The organism is Paraburkholderia sprentiae WSM5005, from assembly GCF_001865575.2.
In the GTDB taxonomy this organism is placed as follows: Bacteria; Pseudomonadota; Gammaproteobacteria; order Burkholderiales; family Burkholderiaceae; genus Paraburkholderia; species Paraburkholderia sprentiae.
The window spans coordinates 944,072-968,441 of sequence record NZ_CP017561.2 but is presented as its reverse complement, the minus strand read 5'-3'; the positions used below and the strand labels follow the sequence as shown (position 1 = coordinate 968,441).

Here is a 24,370-nt window from a genome sequence, read left to right as displayed (position 1 = left end):
CGGAGGCTGAGCGGCTGCGCGCAAGGCTTCAGGCAAGAAACTGGCGGGCCGCGTGCTGATTGCCCGCATCGAGCGCAACAGCCAGCTCACCAGCCTCGAAATGATCGACGATGACGGCCGCAAGTCGGCGCTCGCAGGCGGGGCCAAGGCGGGCGGCTACTGGCTCGCTTCGCAGCCCAACGGCCAGACGCAGCGCATCGCGATCGCGACGCCAGATTTCGAGTCCGGCGTCGAACTGGCAGCCGGGAAAGACGGGCACGAAAACCGACCTTACGAGGGTCAGCTTTTGCGTTTGGGCGGGCTCACGCCGCGCTATCGGTACTCGTCAATCTCGACCGTGCCGCCCATCGCTTCCATCATCACGCGGATATCGTCGGGCACATCGGGCACGCGGTCGCCGCTCTCGTTGTACCAGTAACAGAAGAAGCGCATCCGAAGTCCCTTGTCTGCGAGCTGTTGGCCAAGTTCCGCTCTCGGCAGATTCAGGCGCCCAATCAGGTAACGCAAATGCGGCTCAAGTGAATCGCTACGAACTGCGCCCTCACTGCGCACGCCCCAAAGGCCAACGCGGCCCGGCGCGCTGCTCGGTCGCCCAGACGGTGTGGTGAACGGCTGTCCCTTGGTAATCGCTGTATCCGGCTCGATGTCGAAATACGCCGTCCAAAAGGCTGGCTCCAATGAGTCGCCGGATATGTAAAAGGTCGCGTGCGCGAGTTGGTGATCTGCCATTGGAGCGGCCTCAGTTTGCCCAGTCATGAAAATTTCCGATGTGGTTACCATTAAAGTACACGTCGCCGTTGTCATGCCAGATGACGTTATCGGCTGGCCCCAAGCCATTGCCTGGCTTGAACCTGTGCAAGATAGCCCCAAACGTCTTGCGGTCATACCCCAGCATCTTCGCCGCGTAGTTTGGGTTGTTCGTGCTCGCGGCGAGTTCAACGACATCGCCGCTCAACGCATCAGGCACATACTCGAACGGCTGCGCGTCGCCGAGCCGCGTTGATGCGCGTCTATCGCCAGCCCTGGCTGCGCGGGCAGCGTTCAGTTGGGTTTGCCAGGTGGCCGGATCGTACTGCACAGACAGAATGGGTTCGCCGTCCGGGCGATTACCGGCCCTCGCTGCGATATTCCTCAACGGCGCGCTGCTGTACGGTGACGGAAACAGGCCATTACGCGGACCTTTAATGGCAAGCAGGGCACCCCGGCGCACCTCTTCGAGAAGCGCACCGATGACCCACCAGCCATCGGTGTCAGGGTTGCGGTCACGTACGCGATGAAAAAACAGCCAGTGACTGCCAATGAGATTCCTGACCAGTTTCCGGTCCTCCTGCCACGCCCTGTGATTCAGTTCGGCAATGTCAAGAAACTCCCGGGTCTCCGCCTTGGCCCTCTGAAGGTCTGCGGCCTTGCCGAGGCACGCCTTATAGTGCCATTCGTCGCAGATGACATAACAGGCCCCCGGTGGCCGCTGGCAGGACAGCTCCACGGAGTGCATTTCAAATACGGACAGGGACATGGGTGTGTCGATGGTCTATCTGAAGTCGCTGCCGGGGTTGACAGCAGTCAGATAATTACCGTGCGACAGGCAGTCCGTACATGGGCGACCGCCCAAAATCGCCACGGCTCTCGACGAAACGGAAAAAAAGCGCCCGCAGGAATACTGCGGTTTTTCGCGCCCGTAGCGCGGATGCTCGCGGGCAGCGACCGTACCGCCGGTCTATTACCTTTCCAGCCGCTCGACGGAGCAAGTCGCGCGTATAAACTCAGTGCAAATTCAATAGGAGAACGTGCAATGCAGCTTCTTGACCACGTATCGATCGGTGTACCTGACATCGAGGCAGCGCGCCGCTTCTACGATGCCATCATGACGGCTCTCGGCGCGAACAAAGTCTACGACCGCCCCACTGCCTTAGGGTATGGCGAGCGTTGCACGACCGACGACACAACATCGACCTATCTGGCCGTCTACCTCGATCCAGGCGACATCACAGAAAACAGGCGCCACTGGTGCTTCAAAGCGCCGTCGCGCGATCATGTCGATGCATTCTTCAAAGCAGGACTCTCGACTGGAGGCAAATCCGACGGAGAGCCCGGCTTGAGGCCTCACTATCACCGCGACTATTACGCGGCATTTCTGGCCGACCCGGCTGGCAATCGCGTCGAGGCCGTCTGTCATGGCCCGAGCACGAACCCCTAAACCGCCACCTCACACCCCGCCTGCTCCAACACAGCCTGCGCCCTCTGATGCAGATCGCCGCTCGCCAACGACGCATCCGGCGACCTGACCCACGCAGCGATCCGCAACGTCGCGCCGCCATTCGCCGGATAGTCGGCAACCGACACCACCGGTGCCAGCGTCGAGCCGCTCAGCACGCGCGGCTCGTCGGCCACGAGTTTTTGCAGTTGCCCGATCGCCGCATCGACGTCCTTGCGCTGCGCGAGTTCCACCTCGACCTCGATGCGCTGCGTGCCGCCGCAGCTGAAATTGATCACCGGATTGCTCCAGATCTGACTGTTGGGCACGAACACGATGTTGCCGTCGCCGCGTTCGATCCGCGTCGTGAAAAGCCCCACCTCGCGCACGATGCCCGCCGCCGCGCCAGTGCCCTCGATCACGTCGCCGACGCGAAACGGCCGCAGCAACAGCAGCATCATGCCGGCCGCGATGTTCTGCAAGGTGCCTTGCAGCGCGAGGCCGATCGCGAGGCCGGCCGCACCGAGCACGGCCAGGACGCTCGCGGTCGCGATGCCGACTTCACCGAGCGCCGCGATCAAGACGAGCACGCGCACGGCCCACGTGCCCATCGCGGCGAGCATCGGCGCGAGAGTCGGGTCCGCATGCGTGCGCGCGAGCGCCTTCGCGAGCATCGCGCCGACGCGGTTCGATAACCACCAGCCGACCACGACGATCAGCACGGCGATCACGATATGCACGACGTCGTGCGTCAGCGTGACGAGCAGCGACGGCTGAAAATGAAATAAGCGGGAGAGCGTGTCGTTCATCGTCGGCTTGAATCGTTTGTGAGTCCCGACGCAGATTAAGCACGATACGTTCCTGTCCGGCCGTTGCACCGAGCGGTACGCGAGTTGCTTGCCGCAGCGGATCGGCGACGTTATACGACGCGCGGCAACGCTGCCTCGACGAACACCGCGCACAGCGCTTCCATGCCTCGGGCGTCGTCGTCGTCGAAGCGAGCGACGAGCGGGCTATCGACATCCCACACGCCGATCAGCGTGCCGTCGGGCGCGACGAGCGGCACGACGATTTCCGATTGCGACGCCGAATCGCACGCGATATGGCCGGGAAACTCGTGCACGTCGCGCACGACCTGGGTCTGACGGGTTTGCGCGGCCGTACCGCAGACGCCCTTGCCGAGCGCAATGCGCACGCACGCGGGCTTGCCCTGGAACGGGCCGACCACCAGTTCGCGGCCGTCGTGAAAGTAAAAGCCGGCCCAGTTCAGATCGCTCAACGAATGAAATACGAACGATGAAAAATTCGCCGCGTTGGCGATCCAGTCGGTTTCGCCGGCGAGCAGCGCGCGCGCCTGCGCGACCAGTTCGTGATATTGCGCGGCTTTGGGCAGATGCGAGGTGGAGGAAACTTCGAACATGACGGCGTCCGTGATCAGTGCGGGATGAAAAGTGCCAGCGGATGCAGTGTAAAGCAAGCGCTAGCCGTGCGCGCGCCTGTCGAGCGCTGCGATACACGGCGCGCGTCGCAATATCTTAATATTCAATTCGCACTAACTTAAATCGACTAGTCTTTTTGCGGCGTCTATTCTGCTATATTCCATTCTCCATTCGATTTGTTTTTAAGATCTTTCCGATGCCATGCAATGACCGGTCGCAATCTTTTTTCGTATGTGCTTCTCGCGCTGACCACCTGGATAAGCGTGTCCGCGGCAGAAACACCACACGCGGCGATTAACGATTTCGTCGGCAATTGGGTCGTGACCGATGTAGTTGACTATGCCGATATTTCCGGCGGTGTGCCCGAAGCAAAACGGATTCTCGGCATGACTATGAAAATTACGCCGCGATCCATGAGCTTCGACAACGAAACCTGCAAGCCAAATACGGGCTTTACCGTCAAACAAATTGATACGCTTTCGGAACTGAATAAACAGTTCGAACTTCGCGTGAATGAAACCGGATTGCCCGCTACAAGCGTCGTCGTAGACAGCGACAATTGTTTTGCAGTTTTCCGGATGGACGCTCACAGGATTGTTTTTGGATGGAACGGCATCATCGTTCGCGCCATACGCGATACCAAGGCCCCTTACTGATCGACACCGATAATCACGCTCGACGCCTTGAAAACCGCCGTCGCCGTGTTGCCGTTCGCGAGTCCAAGGCGCTCGACGCTGTCGTTCGTGATGATCGCCGCGATCTGCGCGCTGCCCGCGCGGATCGTCACCTCGGAATTGACCGCGCCCTTCGTCACGGCCGTGACCGTCCCTTCGATGCAGTTGCGCGCCGACACCTGGTGCGTCGCGACATCGACCATCACGATGACCGACGAGGCCTTCACGAGCGCAAACGCCTGCTTGCCGGCCGCGAGCCCAAGTGACTCCGCGCTGCCGTGCGTGATGATCGCGACGATCTCGAGACCGTCCGGCGTGCGCAGCGTCACTTCGTCGTTGACGGCGCCGTGCTTGACTTCGGTGACTTCGCCGCTGAACTGATTGCGTGCGCTGGTTTTCATGGCGGGCTCCCTGTCGATTCAAGCGCGTGGCGACGCGCGGGGCGGACGGATCAGGCGAGTGTAATGGAAGCCGCGCGCAGCCGCTAAACATCGAATGCGCCGTAGCATCGCCGACACCGTATCATCGTGCCCGTGAACCTCATACGCCGAATCGTTTTTATGCCCGTCGCCGTTCTTTCCCGCCATGTCTGCCGCGCCGTCGTGCTGTGCGCCGCCGTCACCGCACTAGTCGCGTGCAGCACGCCGACGCCGCCGCGCGACACCCACGCGTTCGTCGACAACGTCACGCTGTTTCCGCTTGCCCACTACGACCAGAACGTCGATCACTGGCTCGATCCGGACAGCCCGGACTACGATCGGCCGTTCCTCAGCGCCGCCGAGCAGCGCGCGCATTTCGACGCGCTGTTCGCGCGCTACTTCGGCACGGGCGCGAACGCGCCATCGCCGTGGAATCCCGCCTGGGTGACGACGCGCGTGTTTCGTGAACAGGGCGAGGACATTGCCGCGCTGCAACAGCGCCGCATCGACAAGTTCGACAACACCGGCAAGCACGGCAGCGTCATCGGTTACGGCGAAAACTTCCGGCCGCACGACAAGGCGTGGATCGACGCGATCGCGGGCAATATCAACATCGCGCAGTTCACCGAAACGCCGGTCTTTCAGAGCGAGCGGCGCGCGATCGCGACCGGCAACCTGATGGTGCGCGAGCTGCCGACCACCGATCCGTCGTTTTACGACCATCATCTGGCCGGCGAAGGTTATCCGTTCGACAACCTGCAGATTTCGGCGGTGCGGCCAGGCACGCCGCTCTATGTGCTCGGCAGCAGCGGCGACGGCGCGTGGCATTACGTGCAGACGCCCGACGTGCAGGGCTGGGTGCGCAGCGACGGCGTTGCGCTCGCCGATGATCGTTTCGTCGATGATTGGCGCGCGGCGGCCGCACAGTCGCTGGGCGCGGTGATCGTCGCGTCGGCGGCGGTCAACGACAGCCGTGGCGTGTTCCGCTTCGACGCGCCGGCCGGGACGATGCTGCCGCTGGTGGCGGGTGCCCCGGCATCATCGGCTGCGACCAGCGCCAACCCAGCCACACTGCAGCTGCTCGTACCCGCACGCGACGTCGACGGCCGCGCGCTGATCCGCACCGCGTCGCTCGACGCCACGCAAATCACGCCGATGCCGCTCGCCGCGACGCCGCGCCATCTCGCGATGCTATTGAAGGCGCTGATCGGCCGGCCGTACGGCTGGGGCAATAGCGGGCTCTACAACGACTGTTCGTCGGAACTGCAAAGCATCTTCGCCGCGTTCGGCGTGTGGCTGCCGCGCCATTCGTCGACGCAGATGAGCGCCGGCCGCATGGTCGATCTGTCGGACTCGACGCCCGCCGAGCGGCTCGACTATCTGGCGCGGCATGGGGTGCCGCTGCGCACGCTGATCTACATCGGCGGGCACGTGATGCTGTACCTCGGCAACACGACGCGCGACGGCGTCACGGTCCCCGTCGTCTATCAGGACGTGTGGGGCTTGCGCCCGGCCGACAACAGCCGCCGCGCGGTGATCGGCGGCTCGGTGATCCTGCCGCTCGACGAGCGCATCCCGGAGGACGCGGCGCTGCAGTCGCTCGCCGCGACGCACACGTTCCAGATCAGCATCCTCGGCGCGCCGCCGGGCAGCGCGGCGCCGTCGTCGGCGCCGCCCGCGGACGAGGACAATCCGGCGGGATAACCGGCGGGGCCGCCTCGCCCCTACCTGAAAATATTTTTTTCGGGGTGTCGATCCAACGGCCGCAAAGTCGTCGTAACGTTGAAGACCCAGCTCACGCAGCCGGTCTTTCCACTGAGGAACCGTTACTTCAAGGAGTCACCGTCATGTCCAGCGCCGCTGTCAAACCGATCCCGGACGGGATGCACTCGCTCACGCCGTACCTGATCTGCAAGAACGCCGCCGAAGCAATCGCGTTCTACACGAAAGCCTTCAACGCCGTCGAACAGGTCCGTCTGCCGGGCCCCGACGGCAAGGTGATGCACGCGACCCTGAAAATCGGCGACTCGATGCTGATGCTGACCGACGAATGGCCCGAGCATCAAACCTTCGGCCCCATCACGCTGAAAGGCACGCCGGTCACGATTCATTACTACGTACCGGACGTCGACGCGAGTTTCAAACAGGCGGTCGACGCGGGCGCGACCGTCACGATGCCCGTCACCGACATGTTCTGGGGCGACCGCTACGGCCAGGTCAAGGACCCGTTCGGCCACAGCTGGTCGCTCGCGACGCACAAGCGCGACCTCAGCACCGAGGAAATCCAGCAGGCGATGGCCGCGATGAACTGTTCGCCCGAAGAGAAGAAGTGAGCAGCCGGCGCGCGGCGGGCGAACGCACGCCCGGCGCCCGCCGTCACCCATCGCGAAGGAGCAACGTCATGCAGAAAATCGCGCCGTGCCTGTGGTTCGACGGCAATGCGGAAGAAGCCGCGGCGTTCTACACGTCCGTGTTTTCGGCTTCGCGCATCGCCACCACGCTGCACTACACGGATGCCGGGCCCGGACCCGCGGGCAAGGTCGTCGCCGTCACGTTCGAAATCGAAGGTCAGGAGTTCATGGCCCTGAACGGTGGCCCGCAATATACGTTCACGCCGGCCATTTCGCTGCTCGTGCACTGCGACTCGCAGGAAGAAGTGGACCGCTACTGGTCGAAGCTGCTCGACGGCGGTGGCCAGCCGTGGGCCTGCGGCTGGCTGCGCGACCGCTTCGGTGTGTCGTGGCAGATCGTGCCCAACGTGCTGATGGAGATGCTGCGCGACTCCGATCGCGAAAAGGCAAGCCGCGTGATGGCGCAGATGATGAAGATGGTCAAGCTCGATATCGCGCCGCTCGAACAGGCGTATCGCGGCGAGTAGGACGGCGCGCGGCGCGTGCGCCGCGTCGCCCGCGCGATCTTTTGATAGGATCGGCCTCGACCCCAACACGGCGAGACAACCACGGTGCGCGTCAACCATCAGGCCTTCTTCTGCTCGCTGTTCATCGCGCGTCTCGCCGATCAGATCCTGCTCTTTCTGGTGCCGCTCGTCGTGTTTCAAACGACCCGCCAGGTCTCATGGTCGGGCCTCGCGTTTTTCATCGAAACGCTGCCGCGCTACCTCGTGTTCCCGTTCTTCGGCGCGCTATGCGACCGCTTGCCGCCGCTGCGTCTGATGCGGCTGAGCCAGGCGGTGCGCGCGGTGGCATGCTTCGGCGGTATCGCCGCGTATGCGCTGTTCGGCGGTATCGGCTGGCTGATCGCGCTGTCGGCCGTGTGCGGCGTGCTGACGAGCCAAGGACTCGTCGCGCGCGAGGTGATGCTGCCGCAGATCTTCAGTACGCAGCAGATCCACAAGGTCCTCGCGTATTCGCAACTGGCCGATCAGCTCGGCTTCGTGCTCGGGCCGATGCTCGCCGCGCTGCTGCTCGGCTGGTGGCGTTGGGAATGGGTGGTCGCCGCGACCGGCGTGCTGTTCCTCTGCGCCGATGCCGCGCTGTTCGTCTGGCAGCGACTGAGCGGTTCGCGCGTGCCCGCCCATGCGCCCGCTCATGCGCTCGCACCCGCCGCTCACTGGACCGCGCCGCTGCGCATCGCGCTCAATCATGTGTGGACGCTGCCGGGCCTGAAAAAGGTCATCATGCTCGCGGCCGCGGAAAACCTCGTAATCGGTGTCACGCTCGCGACTTCGGCGGCGATGGTGACGGGCTTGCACGCGCAATCGAACCGCTACTATGCGGGTCTGCAAACGGCCGGTGCGATCGCCACGGTGCTGGTGCTGCTGACGGTGGCGCGCGCCGGCTGGCCCGCGCGCGTGCTCGGTCTGGTCGCATTCGTGACGATCTGCGCGGGCGGCGTGATCGCGGGCGCGAGCGCGTCGCCGTGGGGCTATGCGCTCGGCTTTCTGCTGATCGTCGGCTTCGACAAGATGTTCAACGTCTACATCCGCAGCGCGCGTTTGCAGATCATCCCGCCCGAAGACTACGGCAAGACGATCGGCGTCGCGATTTTGCTGAACAACGTGACGCAGCCTCTCGCCGGCCTGCTCGTCGGCGTGTTCTCCGCCCGCACCCAAACCGGCCCGCTGATCGTCGCGCTATCGCTGACGATGGGCGGCATCGGCGCGACGATATCGATCGGCTCGGCGCTGCTGCGCCGCAAGCGCGCGTGGGCGCTCGAGGACTGACGGCGCCTCGGCCCCCAAAGTTACCCACAGTTTTTGTTGGCAAATCTGTGCATAACTTCCCGGAAAAAGCTGCAAGCCTTTGATACGGCTGTCGTTTTTTCGTCTGCTTCGAAGGTGCGGCAGCGCACCGAGTTTTACCGGGGTTCATGGGTCGCCGCGGCTCGATGCATCCTTCATACGACGGTCAGCTCAATCCGGCACACTGTAATTCGTGACAAATTAGCTGAGTTCGCTTGCGGCGCAATTACGCGTATGGCACGCTAAACATTCATGAAAAAGAAAAGGCGCACGCACAGCGCAATTTCTCATATCGATGACAATGCGACTGCCCGCCCTGATATGGCTAGGCGCACTTATTTTTCGTAAATTCCCTGTGAACTCAGATGCGGATTTTCCGCATTCATTATTCGACTTACCTGATTGTTCAATATGGCCTTTTAAATCCAATTTATTTCACATTTATCAAATGCGTCCGGACTACCGCACATCTAAACAAACACTCGCGCAGCAATGGCGGCGCAAAACCGACGCCGTGCCCGCGGACGTGGGCCCCGCACTATGCGAAGACGCGGGTGGTGCGGGTGTGTCCAAGGCACGTCGGCGCGCGCTGAAGACGCTGTCGTGGCTCGCTATCGCCGCGCCTGCGGGCTGGCTCGTGAGCCGCCTGCCATGGCGGACGTGGACCGCCGAGTTCCGCACCGCGACCGGCGAACTGCACGATGTGCTGCTTGCGGACGGCACGCAGGTCACGCTGGCCAGCGCGAGCGCGATCAACGTCGCGTTCGAAGCGAACGCTCGGCGCGTCCATCTGCTGGCAGGGGAAATCATGGTGCGGCCCGTGAGCGATGCCCGCGGCACACCGGACGCCCGAATCACTCATGCGCCTTTGCTCGTGCAGACGGCCGAAGGCGTCGTCGAAGCGCGCGGCGCGCAGTTCAGCGTCAGGCAACGGGAGGGCTTCACACGCGTGGCCGCATTTCGGGGCGACGCGTTGGTGACGCCGGCATCGGGCGCGGCGCTGATGCTGGCGTCAGCCCAATGGTGCACGTTCACGCGTAGCCGCGTCGCGGCACCGCAAGCGCTCGACGCACGCGAGGCGATGTGGACGCGTGGCCTGCTCTACGCGAACGACATGCGGATCGCGGACCTCGTCGACGAACTTGCGCGCTACCACGCCGGCGTGTTGCGTTATGCCGACGACATCGCCGATCTGCGCGTGTCGGGCATCTACCAGCTCACCGATACGGACGGGACGCTCGCACTGCTGCAGCGTACCTACCCGATCCGTTTGCGCTCGATCACGCCTTACTGGACCATCGTCGAAGCGCTAGATAGCGCGAGAATCTGACGCTCAAGCCGCCACGGCCTGCGGCAACGCGAAGCCTTGCTCGCCCTGCTCGCCGCCCAACGCATCGATCAGATCGCGCAGCATGCGATCCAGTTCGGCCGTCATCAGCGCGACGTCGGAATCGAAGCGCTCGTCGTCGTTCTGCGCGCTCGGGTCGCTCGCTTCCTTGAGCACGTCGAGCGGCGCCACGCGCTTGATCGTCAACGACGGCGTCAGCACGAACGACACGCGGTCGTTCCACGTCATCGCCAGCCGCATGCATTGCTTGCCCGCCTCGATGTGGCGGCGCATATCGTCGGTGTCCAACGTATGGCCGACATAGCGCACCGTCGCATTGCCCTCGGCGGGCGAACGCAGCTCGGTGTCCTGATCGAGCGTGAAACCGGCCGGCGCGTCGCCGTCGAGCAGCCAGCCGGTCATCGCCGCAACCGGCGACTGCGTGACGCGCACCGTCATCAGCGGCAACGAGTCGATCGACTTCACGAGCAGACCGCGCACATCGTCGGCAACCGCCTGCGACGCCGCGTCGATCACGAGCCAGCCGTTCCTGCAATCGATCCACACGCGCGTATCACGGCGGATGCTGAACGCGCGCGGCCGCAGTTCGTCGGTGACCTGCTCCTTCAGATCGCGCATCTGCTTGCGGCCCGGCTTGAAACCCTGCTGATCCTCGAGCTCGGCCGCGCGCTCACGCGTGATCTGCGTGACGACCGACGCGGGCAGCAGCTTCTTCTCGGCGCGAAACGTCAGCAGCATCTGAGCGTTCATCGCGTAGACGAGCGAGTCGCTCTCGCGCGGCGGCGCCCAGCCTTGGGCCTGCATCTCGACGCTCTGGCCGGGCGCGAACGCGTGCGGCGCGAGCCACTTCTGCATCTGTTCAGGGGTAACGGACCAGGGAGCGGGCAGACGGTGCAGCTGAAGGTTTTTGAACCACATGAGCGAAGTCGGAGTTGGGCAAAGCGCAGCATTTTATCCGACGGGAACCAGCCGGGGCGTTCAGGCGAGCACGATCCTGGATGGCAACAGAATGCGCCTGGCCGATCGATCGGGGACGACCTGACGCTGCTGAAGCTGCTGAAGCTACTCCCCGCGCCGAAGCTTTGGTTCGGACCGTAGTGGTTTTGCCTTAGCGGCGCGCCCGCGCGTTCCGGCGGTAAATCACCTAGACTTTTGAACAGGACAGACCCAGACGGAGGCGGTCATGGCCGACGAAACCGCAGCCTGGCATACGGTGCAATACGAAGGCTTCGAAATACACGTGTCACCTGTCGTGAAGGACCCGCCCGACGCGGCGCATGCCGCCGCTGCGGCCACGCAAAACAGCCGCTACACGTATCGCGGCTACGTCTGCCATCCGGGCGCCAACCCCCAGCTTCCCGGCCATGCGGTGCCGTTTCACGCGGACGGCGAGGAGAGCTTCGCGAGCCTCGACGATGCGCTATACGAAGCGGTGCACGTGGGGCGCAGCATCGTCGACGGCACGCATCCGGATCTGACCGTGCTGCCGCTCGTGACAGGCGGCGTTTGACACACGCCGCGCGTCAGGCAATCGCTTTCGGCTCAACGCCCGTTAGCCCAATGCGCGCTTGATGCGCGACTTCAGCAGCGCACGGCGCAGCCGGCCGGTGCGCTCCGGCTCGCTGAGCGCGAGCGCGCCGTCGAGGGCGGTGCCGCGTCGCAGGTAGTAGCGGTCGAAGGTCGCCTGCGTCATCCCCCATTTGTTGAGGAACTGGCGGCGCCCGTCGTTCTTCACGATCTTGCCGGTGCTCTTCTGCTGGAAGTGATAGACGAGACTGTCGCCGACGCCGACGAACACGCGGCAGCCCGCGTCCCACAGCTTCATCGAGAAATCGTTGTCACTGCTCATGCCGGGGCTCAGCTCGCTGCTATAGCCGCCCACCTTGAACCACCAGTCGCGATGCACGAGCGTCGGCGGCCACGTCGCCCCGCGCCAGTCGGCGCGCACGAGACCCGGCGCGGCGGCGACCAGCTCGTCGGTGCGAAACACCTGCGCGTCACGGCCGAAGTCGCGCACCACTACGCATGGATTGCCCGAATCGACCGGCTCGATCATCGTGCCGGACAGCATGAAGAGGTTGTCCGCCGGCATCTGGGCGAGACGCTTCACGAGTGCCTCGTCCCAGCCGGGGCAGCAATACATGTCGTCGTTCATGTAGACGATGTAGTCCTGCGTCGCGCGGGCCGCCGCGAGATTGACCGCGTGGCAGATGCCGATATTGCCGGGCGACGCCGTGTGCTCGATGCCCTCGTCGCGCACCCACGCGAGCGTGCCGTCCGAGCCGTCGTTCACATGCACGATGATCTGGTGCGGATGCGCCGAATGACGGCGCAGGCTTTTGATCACGAGGCGCAGATAAGGCAGGTTGTTCCAGGTCGGGATGATGATTGAGAACATCGAGTCGGTCCGTTGAGCTGGGCGCGAGCGCGGCATGCGCCGCGCGCCGGCCATGAGTGTCGCGCGATTGTACCGCCCCCGCCTGCTCGCACGACAGGCGCCGCCCGCCCCGCCGCATGCCGCGGCCAGCGCAACCGTAGCGCGTGCGGCAGCAAGCATTTCGCAAGGAAGCGCGTGGTTATAATCCGGATCGCTCTACCGTCTTGAAAAATTCAAATGGTCCGGCACCCCTGCAATTTCACCACCGGAACGGTAGTGTTCATCGATAACCTCGACCTATGATTTTTGCTTCCAGTCTGGTCTGGCTCACGTCGGCTCTGCTGTTTCTCGCGCCCGCGGTCAATCTGATTTGGCGCGGCGGCACCGGCTACTGCTTTTTCGCGCTCGTCGCGCTCGCGCTCGGCGCGGCCATCGTCAACCGGCGCAAGCCGGGCTATTTCTCCGCGTTGCGCACCTACCGCTGGTTCGCGATCGGCATGTTCGCGTTCGTCGTAGGGATCGGCGTGCAGCAACTGGCGCTCGGCTACTGGTTGCCACGCGAGTTCGACTCGATGGCGCGCTTCGCGCTCGCACCGCTGGTGTTCCTGCTGCTGCGGCAATTGCCGTCGCGCAATCTGCGCATGATCGGCTGGGGCTGCGCGGCCGGCGCGTTCGCGGTCGGCGCGTGGGCGATCATCGATCAGCCGCCCGGCGGCTGGACCGACGCGAACCGCCTGAACAACTCGTACACGAACGCGATTCCGTTCGGCGATACGGCGCTGCTGCTCGCGTTCCTGTCGGTGTTCACGCTCGGCTGGGACAATCCGCGCGACTGGCGGGTGCTCGTGCCGCGCGTGCTCGCGCTGGTGTCGGGCGGCTATGCGTCGTTTCTGTCGGGCTCACGCGGCGGCTGGGTCGCCGTGCCGGTGTTCGTCGTGCTGCTCGGCGTCCAGTACCAGTGGTTCACCCATAAAAAGCGCCTGCTGATCGCGACGCTCGCGATCGCGATCGGGGCGACCGGGCTGCTGTCGACCGAACGGGTTCAAAAGCGCTTGGCCGAAGTGCCGAACGATGTATCGATGATGCACAAGGGCGAGGATTTCACGGCCACCGGTCTGCGCCTGCAGCTGTGGGACGCATCGCGGATGATCTTCGAGCGGCATCCGGTGTGGGGCGTCGGCAAGGGCCATCTGGTCGACGAACTCGGTGCGATGGCAAAGCGCGGCGAAGTGAAGGCCGAAATCGTCAACGAGCGCGCGCATAGCGACTTTTTCTCGACGCTCGCCGAGATGGGCGCAGTCGGCGTGATCTGCCTGCTGCTGTTCTACTACGGGATGGCGGTGTATTTCTGGCGGCACCGGCACGCGACTGATCCAGCGATTCGCGCCGCGTCCTACGCGGGTCTCGCGGTCGCGGCCAGCACGGTGATCTTCGGACTCACGATCGACGTGCTGGTGCCGATCATGGTGACTGTGCTGCTCGCCTTGCTGGTGGCGACGCTGCTGGCGGTGATCGATGCGCGCAAACGCGAGTTGCGAAGCGAAGCGCGGGCCACGCCCACGTCGGCCGTGCTCGTGCGCGAGACGCAGTTTCCACGCCATTGATTCCGATTCGAGGACAAGCGGCAAGCCAAGCGCGGCGCGCCGCCCTCATCCTCGCGTGAATACCTCGTAAAGCGCCGCGACGTGCGCGTCGACGCTCGGGTCGTAGACCAGGCTGTCGCGCGGCGCCGCGATCCGTGCGAGGCCGCTCTCCACGCGCTCGACCGCCTGCTCGATCGCTCGCTCGAAACTGCCCTCGGACTGCCGCGAGAACGCGATCTTCGCCGCGCCGGTCACGGTCTCCGCCGAGCCGACGTTCTCGGCGATCACGAGCGGCGTGCCGCACATCACCGACTCGACGCCGACGAGGCCGAACGGCTCGTACGCCGACGCGACGACCGTGAAATCGGCGGCCGCGAACAGCTTCTCGATCTCTTTGCTGTAGCCCGCGTAACGAATCGTGTCGCTGGTCTTCGGCACCGGGCGGCCCGCGACGACGAGGCACACCGGCAGCGTCGTGCGCGAGAAAAACGCTTCGAGCAGCGCATAGCCCTTGCGCTCGTGACTCGTCGACGAGAACACGAACATCACGCGATCGTCGGGCACGCCAAGCTGGCGACGCACTGCCGCGCGTGCGGCGGCGTCGAGCGGCCTGAAGCGTTCGGTGTCGACCGGCGGATACAGCACGTCGATGCGCGCGGCCGGCACCTGATAGAAACGCTGCAACTCGCGGCTCATCAATTGCGAATGCGCGACGATCGAGCGTGCCCGCGTGTAGACGCGCCGCTCGAGCTCGATCTGCCATGCGTCGCTGCGGCGCGGCGCGCGGCCCGCGGCTTCGAGCGAGCCCGGGTGCGTGCCGCCGCACAAGGCGACGTCGGCGTGCGTCGAGTGATTGATCGAGAACACGCACGCCGGACGATGCCGCTTCAAACGCTGCTTCAGACGCCAGTCGAACGCGAGGTTGCGCAGCTTGCGCGGCGCCCAGCGCACGTTGAGCGGCTGCGCATCGATCCACGCGGCCTCCGGCAGCGCGCGATCGATCTCGCGCGCGAACAGCGTCGGGCGCAGACCCAGGCGATGCAGGCCGGCGATCACGTCGCGCGTGTAGCGCTCGGCGCCGCCGCTGTTTTTCAGCGCCTGGGCGGTCAACGCGATGTCGGTGAGGGGACGGCGGTGCGGGTCGAGGGCTGCGTCGCGGGTTGGCTCTGACAAGGATCGATCTCGGTGGGGCGCATGCGCGGACGAGGCCGTGGATGCGGAGTTTCGGGCAGCGGCAATTGTAAAGGATGGGTTTCGCCGGGCTCAGATCGCGGTGTTCAGGTTTGCCGCGTGCGTCGCGCGGCTCGGCCGCCAGCGGCTAGAATCTAGGCCAATCGCCTTGGCCCCGACTTCATGACCGATAGCCCGCTGCCCGCCGCAACCGCCGACACCCCGCGCCCGCTCGTCTCGATGCTGGTGATCGCCTACAACCAGGCAGAGCAGATCGGCGACGCCGTGCGCAGCGCGCTCGCGCAAACCTACGAGCCGCTCGAAATCATCGTCTCCGACGACGCGTCCAGCGACGCCACCTACGCCGCCATCGAAGCGGCGCTCGCCGGCTACGCAGGGCCGCATCGCGTGATCGCGCGGCGCAATACCGTCAACCAGGGCATCAGCGCGCACCTGTCGCAACTCGCGCAGCTCGCGCACGGCGAGCTGTTGTTCATCGCGGCCGGCGACGACATGTCGGCGCCCGAGCGCTGCGAACGCGTCGTCGACTGCTGGCTCGCGCATGGGCGCCGCCCCGACCTGATCGCGACCGATCTCGCCGACATGGACGAAGCGGGTCAGGTCCACGAGCGCGTGAGCCCGACCGGGCTCGACCGCTACCGCAGCTTCGACGACTGGCTGGTCGAGCGTCCCTGGTTGATCGGCGCCGCGCATACGTGGTCGCGACGCCTGATCACGCGTTTCGGGCCGATGCTGCCGGGCGCCGCGGCGGAGGATCAGATCATGGTGCTGCGCGCGATCCTGTCGGGCGGCGCAATCAGTCTGCGCGAGCCGCTGGTGCGCTACCGGCGCGGCGGGCTATCGCGCAAGCGCCGCTACCAGTCGGTCGACGAACTGATCGCACGGATGCGGCAGAGCAATCGCTACGGACTCGCGGAGCTCGCGCAACTGCAACGCGACGCTGAGATCGCCGGCGTCGGCGAGCGCATGCGCGCGGCGATGGCGCCGAAGCTCGCGCGCGAGCAGTTCATCCATGCGATGTTCCAAGCGGACAGCCTCGGCGAACGCATCGGGCTGGTGACGCGCAGCGCCGGCGTGAAGCTCGGGCTGCGGATGCGGATGTTTCTTTATGCGAGTTGCCCGGTGGTGTACGCGCCGGGCATCTGGATCAAGCGGGTCGCGCGGGGCAAAAAGGCCTGAAGACCACGCTGTGGTCTGGCAGTGCCTGGCGACGCGACATCGGTCACCAAAGTCGGCGCTAGGCGCCGCGCCGCTGCCGCAAGCGTCGCACCAGACTCGGCCGTCGCACCTCGACGCCGAAGCTCAGCACGCTCGCGCGCAAGCGCCGCAGCATCTTCACCGAGCGCACGAAGGTCTCGCCGGTGCGGCTGATCATCACGAACGCCAACGCGCCGCGCCAGCTCGCGACACCGCGCGAAAACGCATACATGTCGTGACGCGCGTCGATGGGCAGCTCGGCGCCGAAGCGTCGCGCGAACACCCGCACCTGCTCGGCGATGGCTTCGATCTGCCGCTGCCGGCTTGCGCCGCGGCGGTGTGCCGCCGCGGCGCCACATTCGTCGCGCGCCGCGCCGCGCTCGTTGGTCGCGCTCGCGCCGACCGCGTTGCCGTCATGCTGCCGATACTTCAGATGCGGCGCTGCGACGTGGCGAATCTCGCCGAACGACGCGACCACCATCGCAAGCCACCAATCGTGCATCACGATGCCGGGCGGGAATGGCAGCGCGCGTTCGAGCGTCGCGCGATTGACGAGCATCGCGCAGCCGGGCACGTGGTTGCTCAGCAGAAAATCGCGCAGTCGCGTCGCGCAGCGCGACTTCGCGGTGATATCGAACAGCGAGCGTGACAGACAGCACAGCGTCGAGTCGACGAGCTCGATGTCGCAGAACGCGAGCGCCGGCTTCGCGGCGCCACCACCCGCGCTTTCGATGCGCCGCAGCTCGCACATCAGATCGGTGACTTTCTCGGGCGCCCAGACGTCGTCCTGGTCGGCCAGCGCGATGTAGTCGCCGCGGCAGCCGGCAAGCGCGCGCTCGAAATTGCCGACGATGCCGGCGCGCGTACCGTCGCCGACGAGCCGCACCGGCACGCGTCCGACATAGGAGGCGAGCAGTTCGCGGGTGCCGTCGCTGGAGGCGTCGTCGGACACCACGACTTCGAGATGGGGCCAACTCTGCGCTTCGAGCGAAGCCAGCAGCTCGGGCAAAAAGGTGCGGCCGTTGTACGTCGCGAGCGCAATGGAGACGAGCGGCTTGCTCGGATGGTCGTGAGACATGGGCAGTCGATTTTGCGCAGGGCGGACTGGATCAAACTGCGCTTTGCTGGAACTGGATTCGATGCAGATGCGCGTACAAGCCGTCGTGCTCGAGCAGTTCGCGATGGCTGCCGTGCTCGACGATCCGCCCCGCCTCCATCACGAGGATGCGGTTGGCGCGCTCGATCGTCGACAGCCGGTGCGCGATCACGAGCGTGGTGCGGCCCTTCATCAGCGTTTCGAGCGCCGCCTGCACGTGGCGTTCGGACTCGGAATCGAGCGCCGACGTCGCTTCGTCGAGAATCAGGATCGGTGCGTTCTTGTAGATCGCGCGCGCGATCGCGAGACGCTGGCGCTGGCCGCCCGACAGCATCATGCCGTTGTCGCCGACGAGCGTCTCGATGCTTTGCGGCATCGCTTGCACGGTGTCCCACAGGTTCGCGGCGCGCAGCGCCGCCTTGACCTTCTCCGCGTCGACCGCCTGACCGTACGCGACGTTGTGCGCGATCGTGTCGTTGAACAGCACGACGTCCTGGCTCACCATGGCGATCTGGCTGCGCAGCGCGTGCAGGTCGTATTCGGGCAGCGCGACGCCGTCGATCAGAACCGCACCGCCGGTCGGATCGAAGAAGCGCGGCAACAGGTTCACGAGCGTGGTCTTGCCGCTGCCCGACGGACCCGCGAGCGCGACCATCTCGCCCGGCGCGATCTTGAACGACACCTGGTCGAGCGTATGACGCTCGTGCGTGGAGTTCGTGCCGTAGTTGAACGACACGTCACGGAACTCGACCTCGCCACGCGCGCGCGCGAGCGGCTTGCCGCCGCCTTTGGGCTCGGCGGGCTCGTCGATCAGGCCGAAGATCAGTTCAGCCGCGGTCATGCCGCGCTGCAACGGCTGGTTCACGTCCATCAGATGCTTGAGCGGCGAGATGATCAACAGCATCGACGTGACGAACGCGACGAAGCCGCCGACCGTCGTCTGATCCGACGACGACTGCACCACCGCGATCGTGATCACGACCGCGAGCGCGATCGACGCGAGGAACTGCGTCAACGGCTGCGCGAGGCCGCCAGACACCGTCATGCGCATCGCGTAGCCGCGCAGGCGCCGGCTCATCGCGGTGAAGCGGTCCGTCTCGTACTGCTCGCCGTTGTGCACCTTGACGACCTTGTAGCCGCCCACCGTCTCCTCGACGATATACGACAGCTCATTGGTGAGCAGCTGATGCTCGCGGTTCAGGCGCCGCAGCCGGCGGTTGATCTTGCCGACCAGCCAGCCGATGCCCGGCAGCAGCACCGCGACGATCAGCGTCAGGCGCCAGTTCAGATAGAACAGATAGCCGAGCAGGAAGATCACCGTCAGCGAATCGCGCACGAGCGTGACCATCACGCTCAGCAGCACGTTGAGGATCTGGTTGACCTCGAAGACGATCGCGTTGATCACCGTGCTGGCGGTTTCGCGCTGGAAGAACGCGACGCTCGTGTGGATCATGCGGTCGAACATCTTCAGACGCAGTTCGAGCAGGATCTTGTTCGACACGTAGGCGAGCAGATAGCCGGACGCGTACTGCGACACGCCGCGAATCAACGCGAGGCCGATCACCGCGGCTGGCACGAGCCACTTGGTCTTGTCGATCGCATGCGAGCCGAAGCCCTTGTCGAGCAGCGGCTTGAGCAGCGCGGGAATGGCCGCGTCGGTGGCGGCGCTCACCGCCATCGCGACGATCGCGCCGAGCACGACCCACAGCAGCGGCTTGATGAATGGCCATAGGCGCCGCAGGACGACGGCCGGCGACGACGCATCGCCTGAACCCATGGGTTTGCTTAAGGTTGGCTTCGCGCTCAAGGAATCCTCTGGAAATGCGGAACAGCGAACACGCGGCGCGCGGTTGCGCCGCCGCGTGGAATCTCGAAAAAGAGCATTGTAATCGCTCGAAGATGACGGCCGGCGCCCGGTGCGCGACGGACAGCGCGGAGGGCATGGCGGAGCGGCGCTGTGGTGTGGGGCGCAATGGGGTGTGTATACTCGCTGCTCGATTGCCGGGTCGCAGCCCCCGCGGTCACTTCGTCCTCCATGCAACTCAGGTATGCAAGAAACCACTCTTGGCGTTGCCATCATCACCCGGAACGCGGCGGCGCGGCTGGCTGAATGCCTGCAAGCCGTGGCCTTCGCCGATCAGATCGTCGTGATCGACGGCGGCAGCACCGATGGCACCGCCGACATCGCCCGCACGTACGGCGCTCGCGTCATCGAACAGACGGACTGGCCCGGCTTCGGCCCGCAAAAGAACCGCGCGGTCGAGGCACTGACGACAAGCTGGATCCTGTCGCTCGACGCCGACGAAATCGTCACGCCCGAACTTGCCGCATCGATTCGCGCGACGCTCGCCGCCCCGGCCGCCGACGTCTACGCGGTAGACCGTCTGTCGAGCTTCTGCGGCCACTGGGTCCATCACAGCGGCTGGTATCCGGACTGGATTCCGCGCCTCTTTAAACGCGGCGCCGCGCGCTTCTCCGACGACCTCGTGCACGAGCGCCTCGTATTCGACACCCCCGCGCAACGCCTGAGCGGCAAGCTGATGCACTTCTCGTACGAGGACTACGAGGGCGTGCTGCGCAAGCTCGATGCGTATTCCACAGCCGGCGCGCGGCAGCGTTACGAGGCCGGGCAGAAAGGCAGCGTTCGCCTCGCGGTGGGGCGCGGGCTGTGGGCGTTCGTGCGGACTTATCTGCTGCGCCGCGGTTTTCTGGACGGCCGCGCCGGGTTGATGATCGCTCTGTTCAACGCGGAGACGGTGTACTACCGATTTCTGAAGCTGGCACGTCTGCAAGAAACGGGCGGCCGGTAACGATAGCCGCTACACGCGGCACCCGCCAGCCATGCCATCGATCGGGCTTAATACACGATCTCGATCGAGCTTCCCGCAAACTCGCCGCGCAGTGCGGCGAGCAGTTCATCGGTCGGCTTCACGCGCCAGGCGTCGCCCAGACGCATTTCGCCTTGCGCATGCTCGCTGCGATAGACGACCTGCACCGCGAGCCCGTTCGGAATCTGCACCGCTTGACGCTGACGGCCGCCATCGCCGCCGAAGCCGCCCCGCCCGCCGCCATTGCCGCGCGACGCGGCGGCCGGCGCGGCCGTGGCGGACGGCTGCTCGTCCTTGCCGGCGGTGTGCGCTTCGAGCACCCGGCGCAATGCCTGCGCGTCCGCGTTGCCGTTCATCTGCACCTTCAGCGAGTCCGCGTAACGGCAGCGCGCGCGGCCGAGATCCATCACCGTGTCGACCGTGAAGCGGATGCCGCCCGTGAATGCGTCGTTGCGCGCCTGGCCCTGCACGACCAGCAACTCGTCTTCCTTGAACAACTGCTTGTGCTCTTCGAAGACTTCGTTGAAGACCGTCACTTCGCACTGGCCGGTGCCGTCGTCGAGCAGCGCGATCAGCATCTTGCCGCGCTGGGTCATCTGCGTGCGCAGCGACACGATCACGCCCGCGACCAGCTTGTCGCGCCCTTCCTTCAGCTCGCCGATCTTCTGGCGCACGAAACGACGCACTTCGTCCTTGTATGCATCGAACAGATGGCCCGACAGGTAGAACCCGAGCGCGGCCTTCTCTTCCTGCAGCTTGCGCTTTTCCGGCCACTCCGTTTCGTCGACGAGTTCGTGGCCCTGCGACGGCGCGTCGCCCATGTCGAACAGCCCCGCTTGCAGCGCATTGGCCGCCGCCTGCTCGGCCGCTTCCATCGCGAGCGAGACCGACGCGATCAGCTGCGCGCGGTTCGGATGCAGCGAGTCGAACGCACCGGCGCGAATCAGCGCCTCGACGGTGCGGCGATTGACGATGCGCCGATCGACGCGATTGCAGAAATCGAAGATGTCGATGAAGCGGCCTTCCTCGCGCGCGCGCAGGATTTCTTCGATCGCGTTCTGGCCGCTGCCCTTGATTGCGCCGAGACCGTAGCGGATCGTGCGCGAGCGCTTGCCGTCGGCTTCGGCGACCGGCTCGAAGCGATAGGCGGAGAGGTTCACGTCCGGCGGCAGCACGGCCATCTTGTTCGCGAGGCAGTCTTCGAACAGGATCTTGACCTTGTCCGTGTCGTCCATCGCGAGCGACATATTGGCCGCCATGAATTCGGCCGGATGGTGCGCCTTCAGCCATGCGGTGTAGTACGCAAGCAGCGCGTAGGCGGCCGCGTGCGACTTATTGAAGCCGTAGCCCGCGAACTTCTCCATCAGGTCGAAGATTTCGTCGGACTTCTCGCGCGTGAGGCCGTTGGTGGCCGCGCCTTCCGCGAAAATTTCGCGGTGCTTGGCCATTTCCTCGGGCTTTTTCTTACCCATCGCGCGACGCAGCAGGTCGGCGCCGCCCAGCGAGTAGCCGCCGATGATCTGCGCCATCTGCATCACCTGCTCCTGGTAGACCATGATGCCGTAGGTCTCTTTCAGAACAGGTTCGACTCGCGGGTCCGGATATTCCACCACCTCGCGGCCGTGCTTACGCGCGCAGAAGCTCGGGATCAGGTCCATCGGACCCGGGCGGTACAACGCGACGAGCGCGATGATGTCTTCGAAGCGGTCGGGCTGCGCGTCCTTCAGCATGCCCTGCATGCCGCGGCTTTCCAGCTGGAACACGGCGACCGTATTCGCTTTCTTCAGGATCGAGAACGACGCCGGGTCGTCGAGCGGCACCTGGGCAAGTGACCAGTCCTGCTTCGACGGATCGAGGCGGCGGATGTAGCGCTCGGCCCAATCCAGAATGGTCAGCGTGGTCAGGCCCAGAAAGTCGAACTTCACGAGGCCGACCGCTTCGACGTCGTCCTTGTCGTACTGGCTCACGACGCCGCTTTCGTCGCCTTGCGTGTACAGCGGGCAGAAATCGGTCAGCTTGCCGGGTGCGATCAGCACGCCGCCCGCGTGCATGCCGACGTTGCGCGTCAAGCCTTCGACGCGCTGCGCGAGTTCGAGCAGCTGATGCACTTCGTCTTCGTTGTCGAAGCGCTCCTGCAACAACGGCTCTTCCTTCATCGCGTCGGCAATCGTCACGTGCTTGCCCGGCTTGAACGGGATCAGCTTCGCGATGCCGTCCGTGAACATGTAGCCGAGATCGAGCACGCGGCCGATGTCGCGCACCGCCGCCTTCGCCGCCATGGTGCCGAACGTCGCGATCTGCGACACCGCGTTCGCGCCGTATTTCTCCTTCACGTACTGGATCACGCGATCGCGGCCGTGCTGGCAGAAGTCGATATCGAAGTCGGGCATCGACACCCGCTCCGGATTCAGGAAACGCTCGAACAGCAGGTTGTAGCGCAGCGGATCGAGATCGGTCACGCCGAGCGCATAGGCGACCAGCGAACCCGCGCCCGAACCCCGGCCCGGACCGACCGGCACGCCGTTGTTCTTGGCCCAGTTGATGAAGTCCGCAACGATCAGGAAGTAGCCCGGAAAGCCCATCTTGATGATCGTGCCGCACTCGAATTCGAGGCGCTGGTAATACGTCGCGCGCTGCGCGTCGCGCTCGGCCTCGTCCGGATACAGCTGTTCGAGCCGCTTTTCGAGGCCTTCTTTCGACAGCTGCACGAGGTAGTCGTCGAGCGACATGCCGTCGGGCGTCGGAAAGAGCGGCAGCTTCGGCTTGCCGAGTTCGAGCGTCAGATTGCAGCGCTTCGCGATCTGCACGCTGTTCGCGAGCGCCGAAGGAATGTCCGCGAACAACGCGGCCATCTCCTGCTGCGAGCGGAAATACTGCTCGGCCGTAAAGCGCTTCTGGCGACGCGGATTCGCGAGAATGTCGCCTTCGGAAATGCACACACGCGCTTCGTGCGCGGTGAAGTCGTCCGGCGTCATGAACTGCATCGGGTGGGTCGCGACGACCGGCAGTTTCAGCGATGCCGCGAGCGCGACCGCCTGTTGCACGTACTGCTCGCCGCCAGGCTGGCCGTAGCGCTGGAGTTCGATATAGAAGCCGCCTGGGAACACCTTCGCCCAATGCCGCGCATTGCGCTTGGCCGCCTCTTCGTTGCCGGCCGCCAGCGCAAGACCGACGTCGCCCTGCTGCGCGCCCGACAGCGCGAGCAGCCCTTCGCCCAGACCGGACTCGAGCCAGCCGGCTTCGATCTCCGCGCGGCCGCGATACTGGTTCGTCAGCGAGGCCTTGCTGAGCAATTCGCAGAGGTTCAGGTAACCGCGGCGGTCCTTGACCAGCAGCAGCAAACGGGAGGGCTTGTCGCGGTCGTCAGGATTGGTGATCCACACGTCGCAGCCGGCAATGGGTTTGATCCCTTTGCCGCGCGCTTCCTGGTAAAAACGGACGAGGCCGAACGCGTTGCCGAGGTCGGTGAGCGCGAGCGCGCCCTGACCGTCTTTGGCCGCCGCCGCGACGATGTCGTCGAGACGCACGATGCCGTCGGCAATCGAAAATTCGGAGTGAACGCGGAGATGAACGAAGCGGGGATCTGACATGGGCGACATTGTAACTCCACCCTTGCGCCGATTTCAGGTCGAAACGGCGCGTTGGCCATCCGGCCAGGACCGGGTCGGCGCGAGCGCTGTTCGGGCTTGCGCGAACCGCTTGGCCGTTCGGCCAGGTCGGGCAAAATGCCGGGTTGGGGGATAATAGAGGTTTCGCCTCTTACGACGTGGCCGGCTGGCCGCCAACCCGCGGGCCTTATGCGGACCACCATAGCCGGGGGCAC

The 24,370-nt window shown here is 65.0% G+C and carries 23 protein-coding genes; 12 read left to right on the top strand and 11 right to left on the bottom strand.

What is annotated here, in order from left to right:
* Positions 1 to 52 precede the first annotated feature (52 nt).
* Positions 53 to 418 carry a hypothetical protein gene (locus BJG93_RS04520; RefSeq protein ID WP_027197151.1) on the top strand — a complete coding sequence of 122 codons (366 nt, stop codon included), beginning with the start codon at positions 53 to 55 and terminating at the stop codon, positions 416 to 418.
* On the opposite strand, the gene BJG93_RS04515 is transcribed toward BJG93_RS04520, so the two are convergent.
* Both BJG93_RS04515 and BJG93_RS04510 read right to left on the bottom strand, forming a co-directional pair.
* Complete coding sequence (locus BJG93_RS04515; RefSeq protein ID WP_082194615.1) at positions 313 to 729, bottom strand: DUF4279 domain-containing protein; 417 nt, start codon at positions 727 to 729, stop codon at positions 313 to 315. The two genes, BJG93_RS04520 and BJG93_RS04515, sit on opposite strands and share 106 nt — an antisense overlap.
* A 10-nt stretch (positions 730 to 739) precedes the next feature.
* Complete coding sequence (locus BJG93_RS04510; protein WP_027197150.1) at positions 740 to 1,516, bottom strand: hypothetical protein; 777 nt, start codon at positions 1,514 to 1,516, stop codon at positions 740 to 742.
* Between the two features lie 276 nt (positions 1,517 to 1,792).
* Here BJG93_RS04510 and BJG93_RS04505 point away from each other — a divergent pair, with 276 nt between their 5' ends.
* A complete protein-coding gene (locus tag BJG93_RS04505) occupies positions 1,793 to 2,197 on the top strand; it encodes a VOC family protein (protein ID WP_027197149.1) in 405 nt (134 codons plus the stop codon).
* On the opposite strand, the gene BJG93_RS04500 is transcribed toward BJG93_RS04505, so the two are convergent.
* A complete protein-coding gene (locus BJG93_RS04500) occupies positions 2,194 to 3,003 on the bottom strand; it encodes a mechanosensitive ion channel family protein (RefSeq protein ID WP_027197148.1) in 810 nt (269 codons plus the stop codon). The genes BJG93_RS04505 and BJG93_RS04500 overlap by 4 nt on opposite strands.
* Positions 3,004 to 3,113: 110 nt before the next feature.
* Entirely contained in the window at positions 3,114 to 3,614 is a 501-nt protein-coding gene (locus BJG93_RS04495; protein WP_027197147.1) for a GAF domain-containing protein, read from the bottom strand.
* Between the two features lie 225 nt (positions 3,615 to 3,839).
* Here BJG93_RS04495 and BJG93_RS04490 point away from each other — a divergent pair, with 225 nt between their 5' ends.
* On the top strand, positions 3,840 to 4,289 hold the full coding sequence (locus BJG93_RS04490; RefSeq protein ID WP_027197146.1) for a hypothetical protein: 450 nt from the start codon (positions 3,840 to 3,842) through the stop codon (positions 4,287 to 4,289).
* On the opposite strand, the gene BJG93_RS04485 is transcribed toward BJG93_RS04490, so the two are convergent.
* A complete protein-coding gene (locus BJG93_RS04485; RefSeq protein WP_027197145.1) occupies positions 4,283 to 4,708 on the bottom strand; it encodes a TOBE domain-containing protein in 426 nt (141 codons plus the stop codon). The genes BJG93_RS04490 and BJG93_RS04485 overlap by 7 nt on opposite strands.
* Positions 4,709 to 4,867: 159 nt before the next feature.
* Between BJG93_RS04485 and BJG93_RS04480 the strand changes: the two genes are divergently transcribed.
* The 5 genes from BJG93_RS04480 to BJG93_RS04460 all read left to right on the top strand — a co-directional run bounded on the left by BJG93_RS04480 (position 4,868) and on the right by BJG93_RS04460 (position 10,257).
* A complete protein-coding gene (locus BJG93_RS04480; RefSeq protein WP_027197144.1) occupies positions 4,868 to 6,430 on the top strand; it encodes an SH3 domain-containing C40 family peptidase in 1,563 nt (520 codons plus the stop codon).
* A 143-nt stretch (positions 6,431 to 6,573) separates the two neighbouring features.
* A complete protein-coding gene (locus BJG93_RS04475; RefSeq protein WP_027197143.1) occupies positions 6,574 to 7,059 on the top strand; it encodes a VOC family protein in 486 nt (161 codons plus the stop codon).
* Between the two features lie 68 nt (positions 7,060 to 7,127).
* Positions 7,128 to 7,604, top strand: a complete 477-nt coding sequence (locus tag BJG93_RS04470; protein ID WP_027197142.1) for a VOC family protein — start codon at positions 7,128 to 7,130, stop codon at positions 7,602 to 7,604.
* An 84-nt stretch (positions 7,605 to 7,688) separates the two neighbouring features.
* Positions 7,689 to 8,909: an MFS transporter gene (locus tag BJG93_RS04465; RefSeq protein ID WP_027197141.1), complete on the top strand. Its 1,221-nt coding sequence runs from the start codon at positions 7,689 to 7,691 to the stop codon at positions 8,907 to 8,909.
* Between the two features lie 583 nt (positions 8,910 to 9,492).
* Positions 9,493 to 10,257, top strand: a complete 765-nt coding sequence (locus BJG93_RS04460; RefSeq protein ID WP_231337433.1) for a FecR family protein — start codon at positions 9,493 to 9,495, stop codon at positions 10,255 to 10,257.
* A 3-nt stretch (positions 10,258 to 10,260) separates the two neighbouring features.
* On the opposite strand, the gene BJG93_RS04455 is transcribed toward BJG93_RS04460, so the two are convergent.
* Positions 10,261 to 11,193, bottom strand: a complete 933-nt coding sequence (locus BJG93_RS04455; RefSeq protein ID WP_027197139.1) for a recombination-associated protein RdgC — start codon at positions 11,191 to 11,193, stop codon at positions 10,261 to 10,263.
* A gap of 265 nt (positions 11,194 to 11,458) precedes the next feature.
* On the opposite strand from BJG93_RS04455, the gene BJG93_RS04450 reads away from it, so the two are divergent.
* Entirely contained in the window at positions 11,459 to 11,785 is a 327-nt protein-coding gene (locus BJG93_RS04450) for a hypothetical protein (protein ID WP_027197138.1), read from the top strand.
* A gap of 42 nt (positions 11,786 to 11,827) precedes the next feature.
* Here the strand turns inward: BJG93_RS04450 and BJG93_RS04445 are convergent, their stop codons facing one another.
* Complete coding sequence (locus tag BJG93_RS04445; protein WP_027197137.1) at positions 11,828 to 12,673, bottom strand: glycosyltransferase family 2 protein; 846 nt, start codon at positions 12,671 to 12,673, stop codon at positions 11,828 to 11,830.
* Between the two features lie 278 nt (positions 12,674 to 12,951).
* On the opposite strand from BJG93_RS04445, the gene BJG93_RS04440 reads away from it, so the two are divergent.
* Positions 12,952 to 14,256, top strand: a complete 1,305-nt coding sequence (locus tag BJG93_RS04440; RefSeq protein WP_027197136.1) for an O-antigen ligase family protein — start codon at positions 12,952 to 12,954, stop codon at positions 14,254 to 14,256.
* 45 nt (positions 14,257 to 14,301) lie between these two features.
* Here BJG93_RS04440 and BJG93_RS04435 read toward each other — a convergent pair whose 3' ends face one another.
* Positions 14,302 to 15,408 carry a glycosyltransferase family 4 protein gene (locus tag BJG93_RS04435; protein WP_027197135.1) on the bottom strand — a complete coding sequence of 369 codons (1,107 nt, stop codon included), beginning with the start codon at positions 15,406 to 15,408 and terminating at the stop codon, positions 14,302 to 14,304.
* 180 nt (positions 15,409 to 15,588) lie between these two features.
* Between BJG93_RS04435 and BJG93_RS04430 the strand changes: the two genes are divergently transcribed.
* The gene (locus BJG93_RS04430) at positions 15,589 to 16,605 is read left to right on the top strand and encodes a glycosyltransferase family 2 protein (RefSeq protein ID WP_027197134.1); all 1,017 of its coding nucleotides are present in this window, start codon (positions 15,589 to 15,591) and stop codon (positions 16,603 to 16,605) included.
* A 58-nt stretch (positions 16,606 to 16,663) separates the two neighbouring features.
* On the opposite strand, the gene BJG93_RS04425 is transcribed toward BJG93_RS04430, so the two are convergent.
* Together BJG93_RS04425 and msbA are read right to left on the bottom strand one after the other, a co-directional pair.
* Positions 16,664 to 17,701: a glycosyltransferase family 2 protein gene (locus tag BJG93_RS04425; RefSeq protein WP_027197133.1), complete on the bottom strand. Its 1,038-nt coding sequence runs from the start codon at positions 17,699 to 17,701 to the stop codon at positions 16,664 to 16,666.
* Between the two features lie 31 nt (positions 17,702 to 17,732).
* The gene (msbA, locus tag BJG93_RS04420; protein ID WP_027197132.1) at positions 17,733 to 19,526 is read right to left on the bottom strand and encodes a lipid A export permease/ATP-binding protein MsbA; all 1,794 of its coding nucleotides are present in this window, start codon (positions 19,524 to 19,526) and stop codon (positions 17,733 to 17,735) included.
* A 241-nt stretch (positions 19,527 to 19,767) separates the two neighbouring features.
* Here msbA and BJG93_RS04415 point away from each other — a divergent pair, with 241 nt between their 5' ends.
* Entirely contained in the window at positions 19,768 to 20,529 is a 762-nt protein-coding gene (locus BJG93_RS04415; RefSeq protein WP_027197131.1) for a glycosyltransferase family 2 protein, read from the top strand.
* A 47-nt stretch (positions 20,530 to 20,576) separates the two neighbouring features.
* On the opposite strand, the gene dnaE is transcribed toward BJG93_RS04415, so the two are convergent.
* Positions 20,577 to 24,146: a DNA polymerase III subunit alpha gene (gene dnaE / locus BJG93_RS04410; RefSeq protein WP_027197130.1), complete on the bottom strand. Its 3,570-nt coding sequence runs from the start codon at positions 24,144 to 24,146 to the stop codon at positions 20,577 to 20,579.
* Between the last annotated feature and the right edge of the window lie 224 nt (positions 24,147 to 24,370).

Coding starts and splice junctions, on each gene's coding strand:
- BJG93_RS04515 (WP_082194615.1), bottom strand. CDS start 729: ATGGCAGATCACCAACTCGCGCACGCGACCTTTTACATATCCGGCGAC.
- BJG93_RS04495 (WP_027197147.1), bottom strand. CDS start 3,614: ATGTTCGAAGTTTCCTCCACCTCGCATCTGCCCAAAGCCGCGCAATAT.
- BJG93_RS04450 (WP_027197138.1), top strand. CDS start 11,459: ATGGCCGACGAAACCGCAGCCTGGCATACGGTGCAATACGAAGGCTTC.
- BJG93_RS04480 (WP_027197144.1), top strand. CDS start 4,868: ATGCCCGTCGCCGTTCTTTCCCGCCATGTCTGCCGCGCCGTCGTGCTG.
- BJG93_RS04445 (WP_027197137.1), bottom strand. CDS start 12,673: ATGTTCTCAATCATCATCCCGACCTGGAACAACCTGCCTTATCTGCGC.
- dnaE (WP_027197130.1), bottom strand. CDS start 24,146: ATGTCGCCCATGTCAGATCCCCGCTTCGTTCATCTCCGCGTTCACTCC.
- BJG93_RS04455 (WP_027197139.1), bottom strand. CDS start 11,193: ATGTGGTTCAAAAACCTTCAGCTGCACCGTCTGCCCGCTCCCTGGTCC.
- BJG93_RS04475 (WP_027197143.1), top strand. CDS start 6,574: ATGTCCAGCGCCGCTGTCAAACCGATCCCGGACGGGATGCACTCGCTC.
- BJG93_RS04510 (WP_027197150.1), bottom strand. CDS start 1,516: ATGTCCCTGTCCGTATTTGAAATGCACTCCGTGGAGCTGTCCTGCCAG.
- BJG93_RS04440 (WP_027197136.1), top strand. CDS start 12,952: ATGATTTTTGCTTCCAGTCTGGTCTGGCTCACGTCGGCTCTGCTGTTT.
- BJG93_RS04470 (WP_027197142.1), top strand. CDS start 7,128: ATGCAGAAAATCGCGCCGTGCCTGTGGTTCGACGGCAATGCGGAAGAA.
- BJG93_RS04425 (WP_027197133.1), bottom strand. CDS start 17,701: ATGTCTCACGACCATCCGAGCAAGCCGCTCGTCTCCATTGCGCTCGCG.
- BJG93_RS04505 (WP_027197149.1), top strand. CDS start 1,793: ATGCAGCTTCTTGACCACGTATCGATCGGTGTACCTGACATCGAGGCA.
- BJG93_RS04430 (WP_027197134.1), top strand. CDS start 15,589: ATGACCGATAGCCCGCTGCCCGCCGCAACCGCCGACACCCCGCGCCCG.
- BJG93_RS04415 (WP_027197131.1), top strand. CDS start 19,768: ATGCAAGAAACCACTCTTGGCGTTGCCATCATCACCCGGAACGCGGCG.
- BJG93_RS04490 (WP_027197146.1), top strand. CDS start 3,840: ATGACCGGTCGCAATCTTTTTTCGTATGTGCTTCTCGCGCTGACCACC.
- BJG93_RS04500 (WP_027197148.1), bottom strand. CDS start 3,003: ATGAACGACACGCTCTCCCGCTTATTTCATTTTCAGCCGTCGCTGCTC.
- BJG93_RS04485 (WP_027197145.1), bottom strand. CDS start 4,708: ATGAAAACCAGCGCACGCAATCAGTTCAGCGGCGAAGTCACCGAAGTC.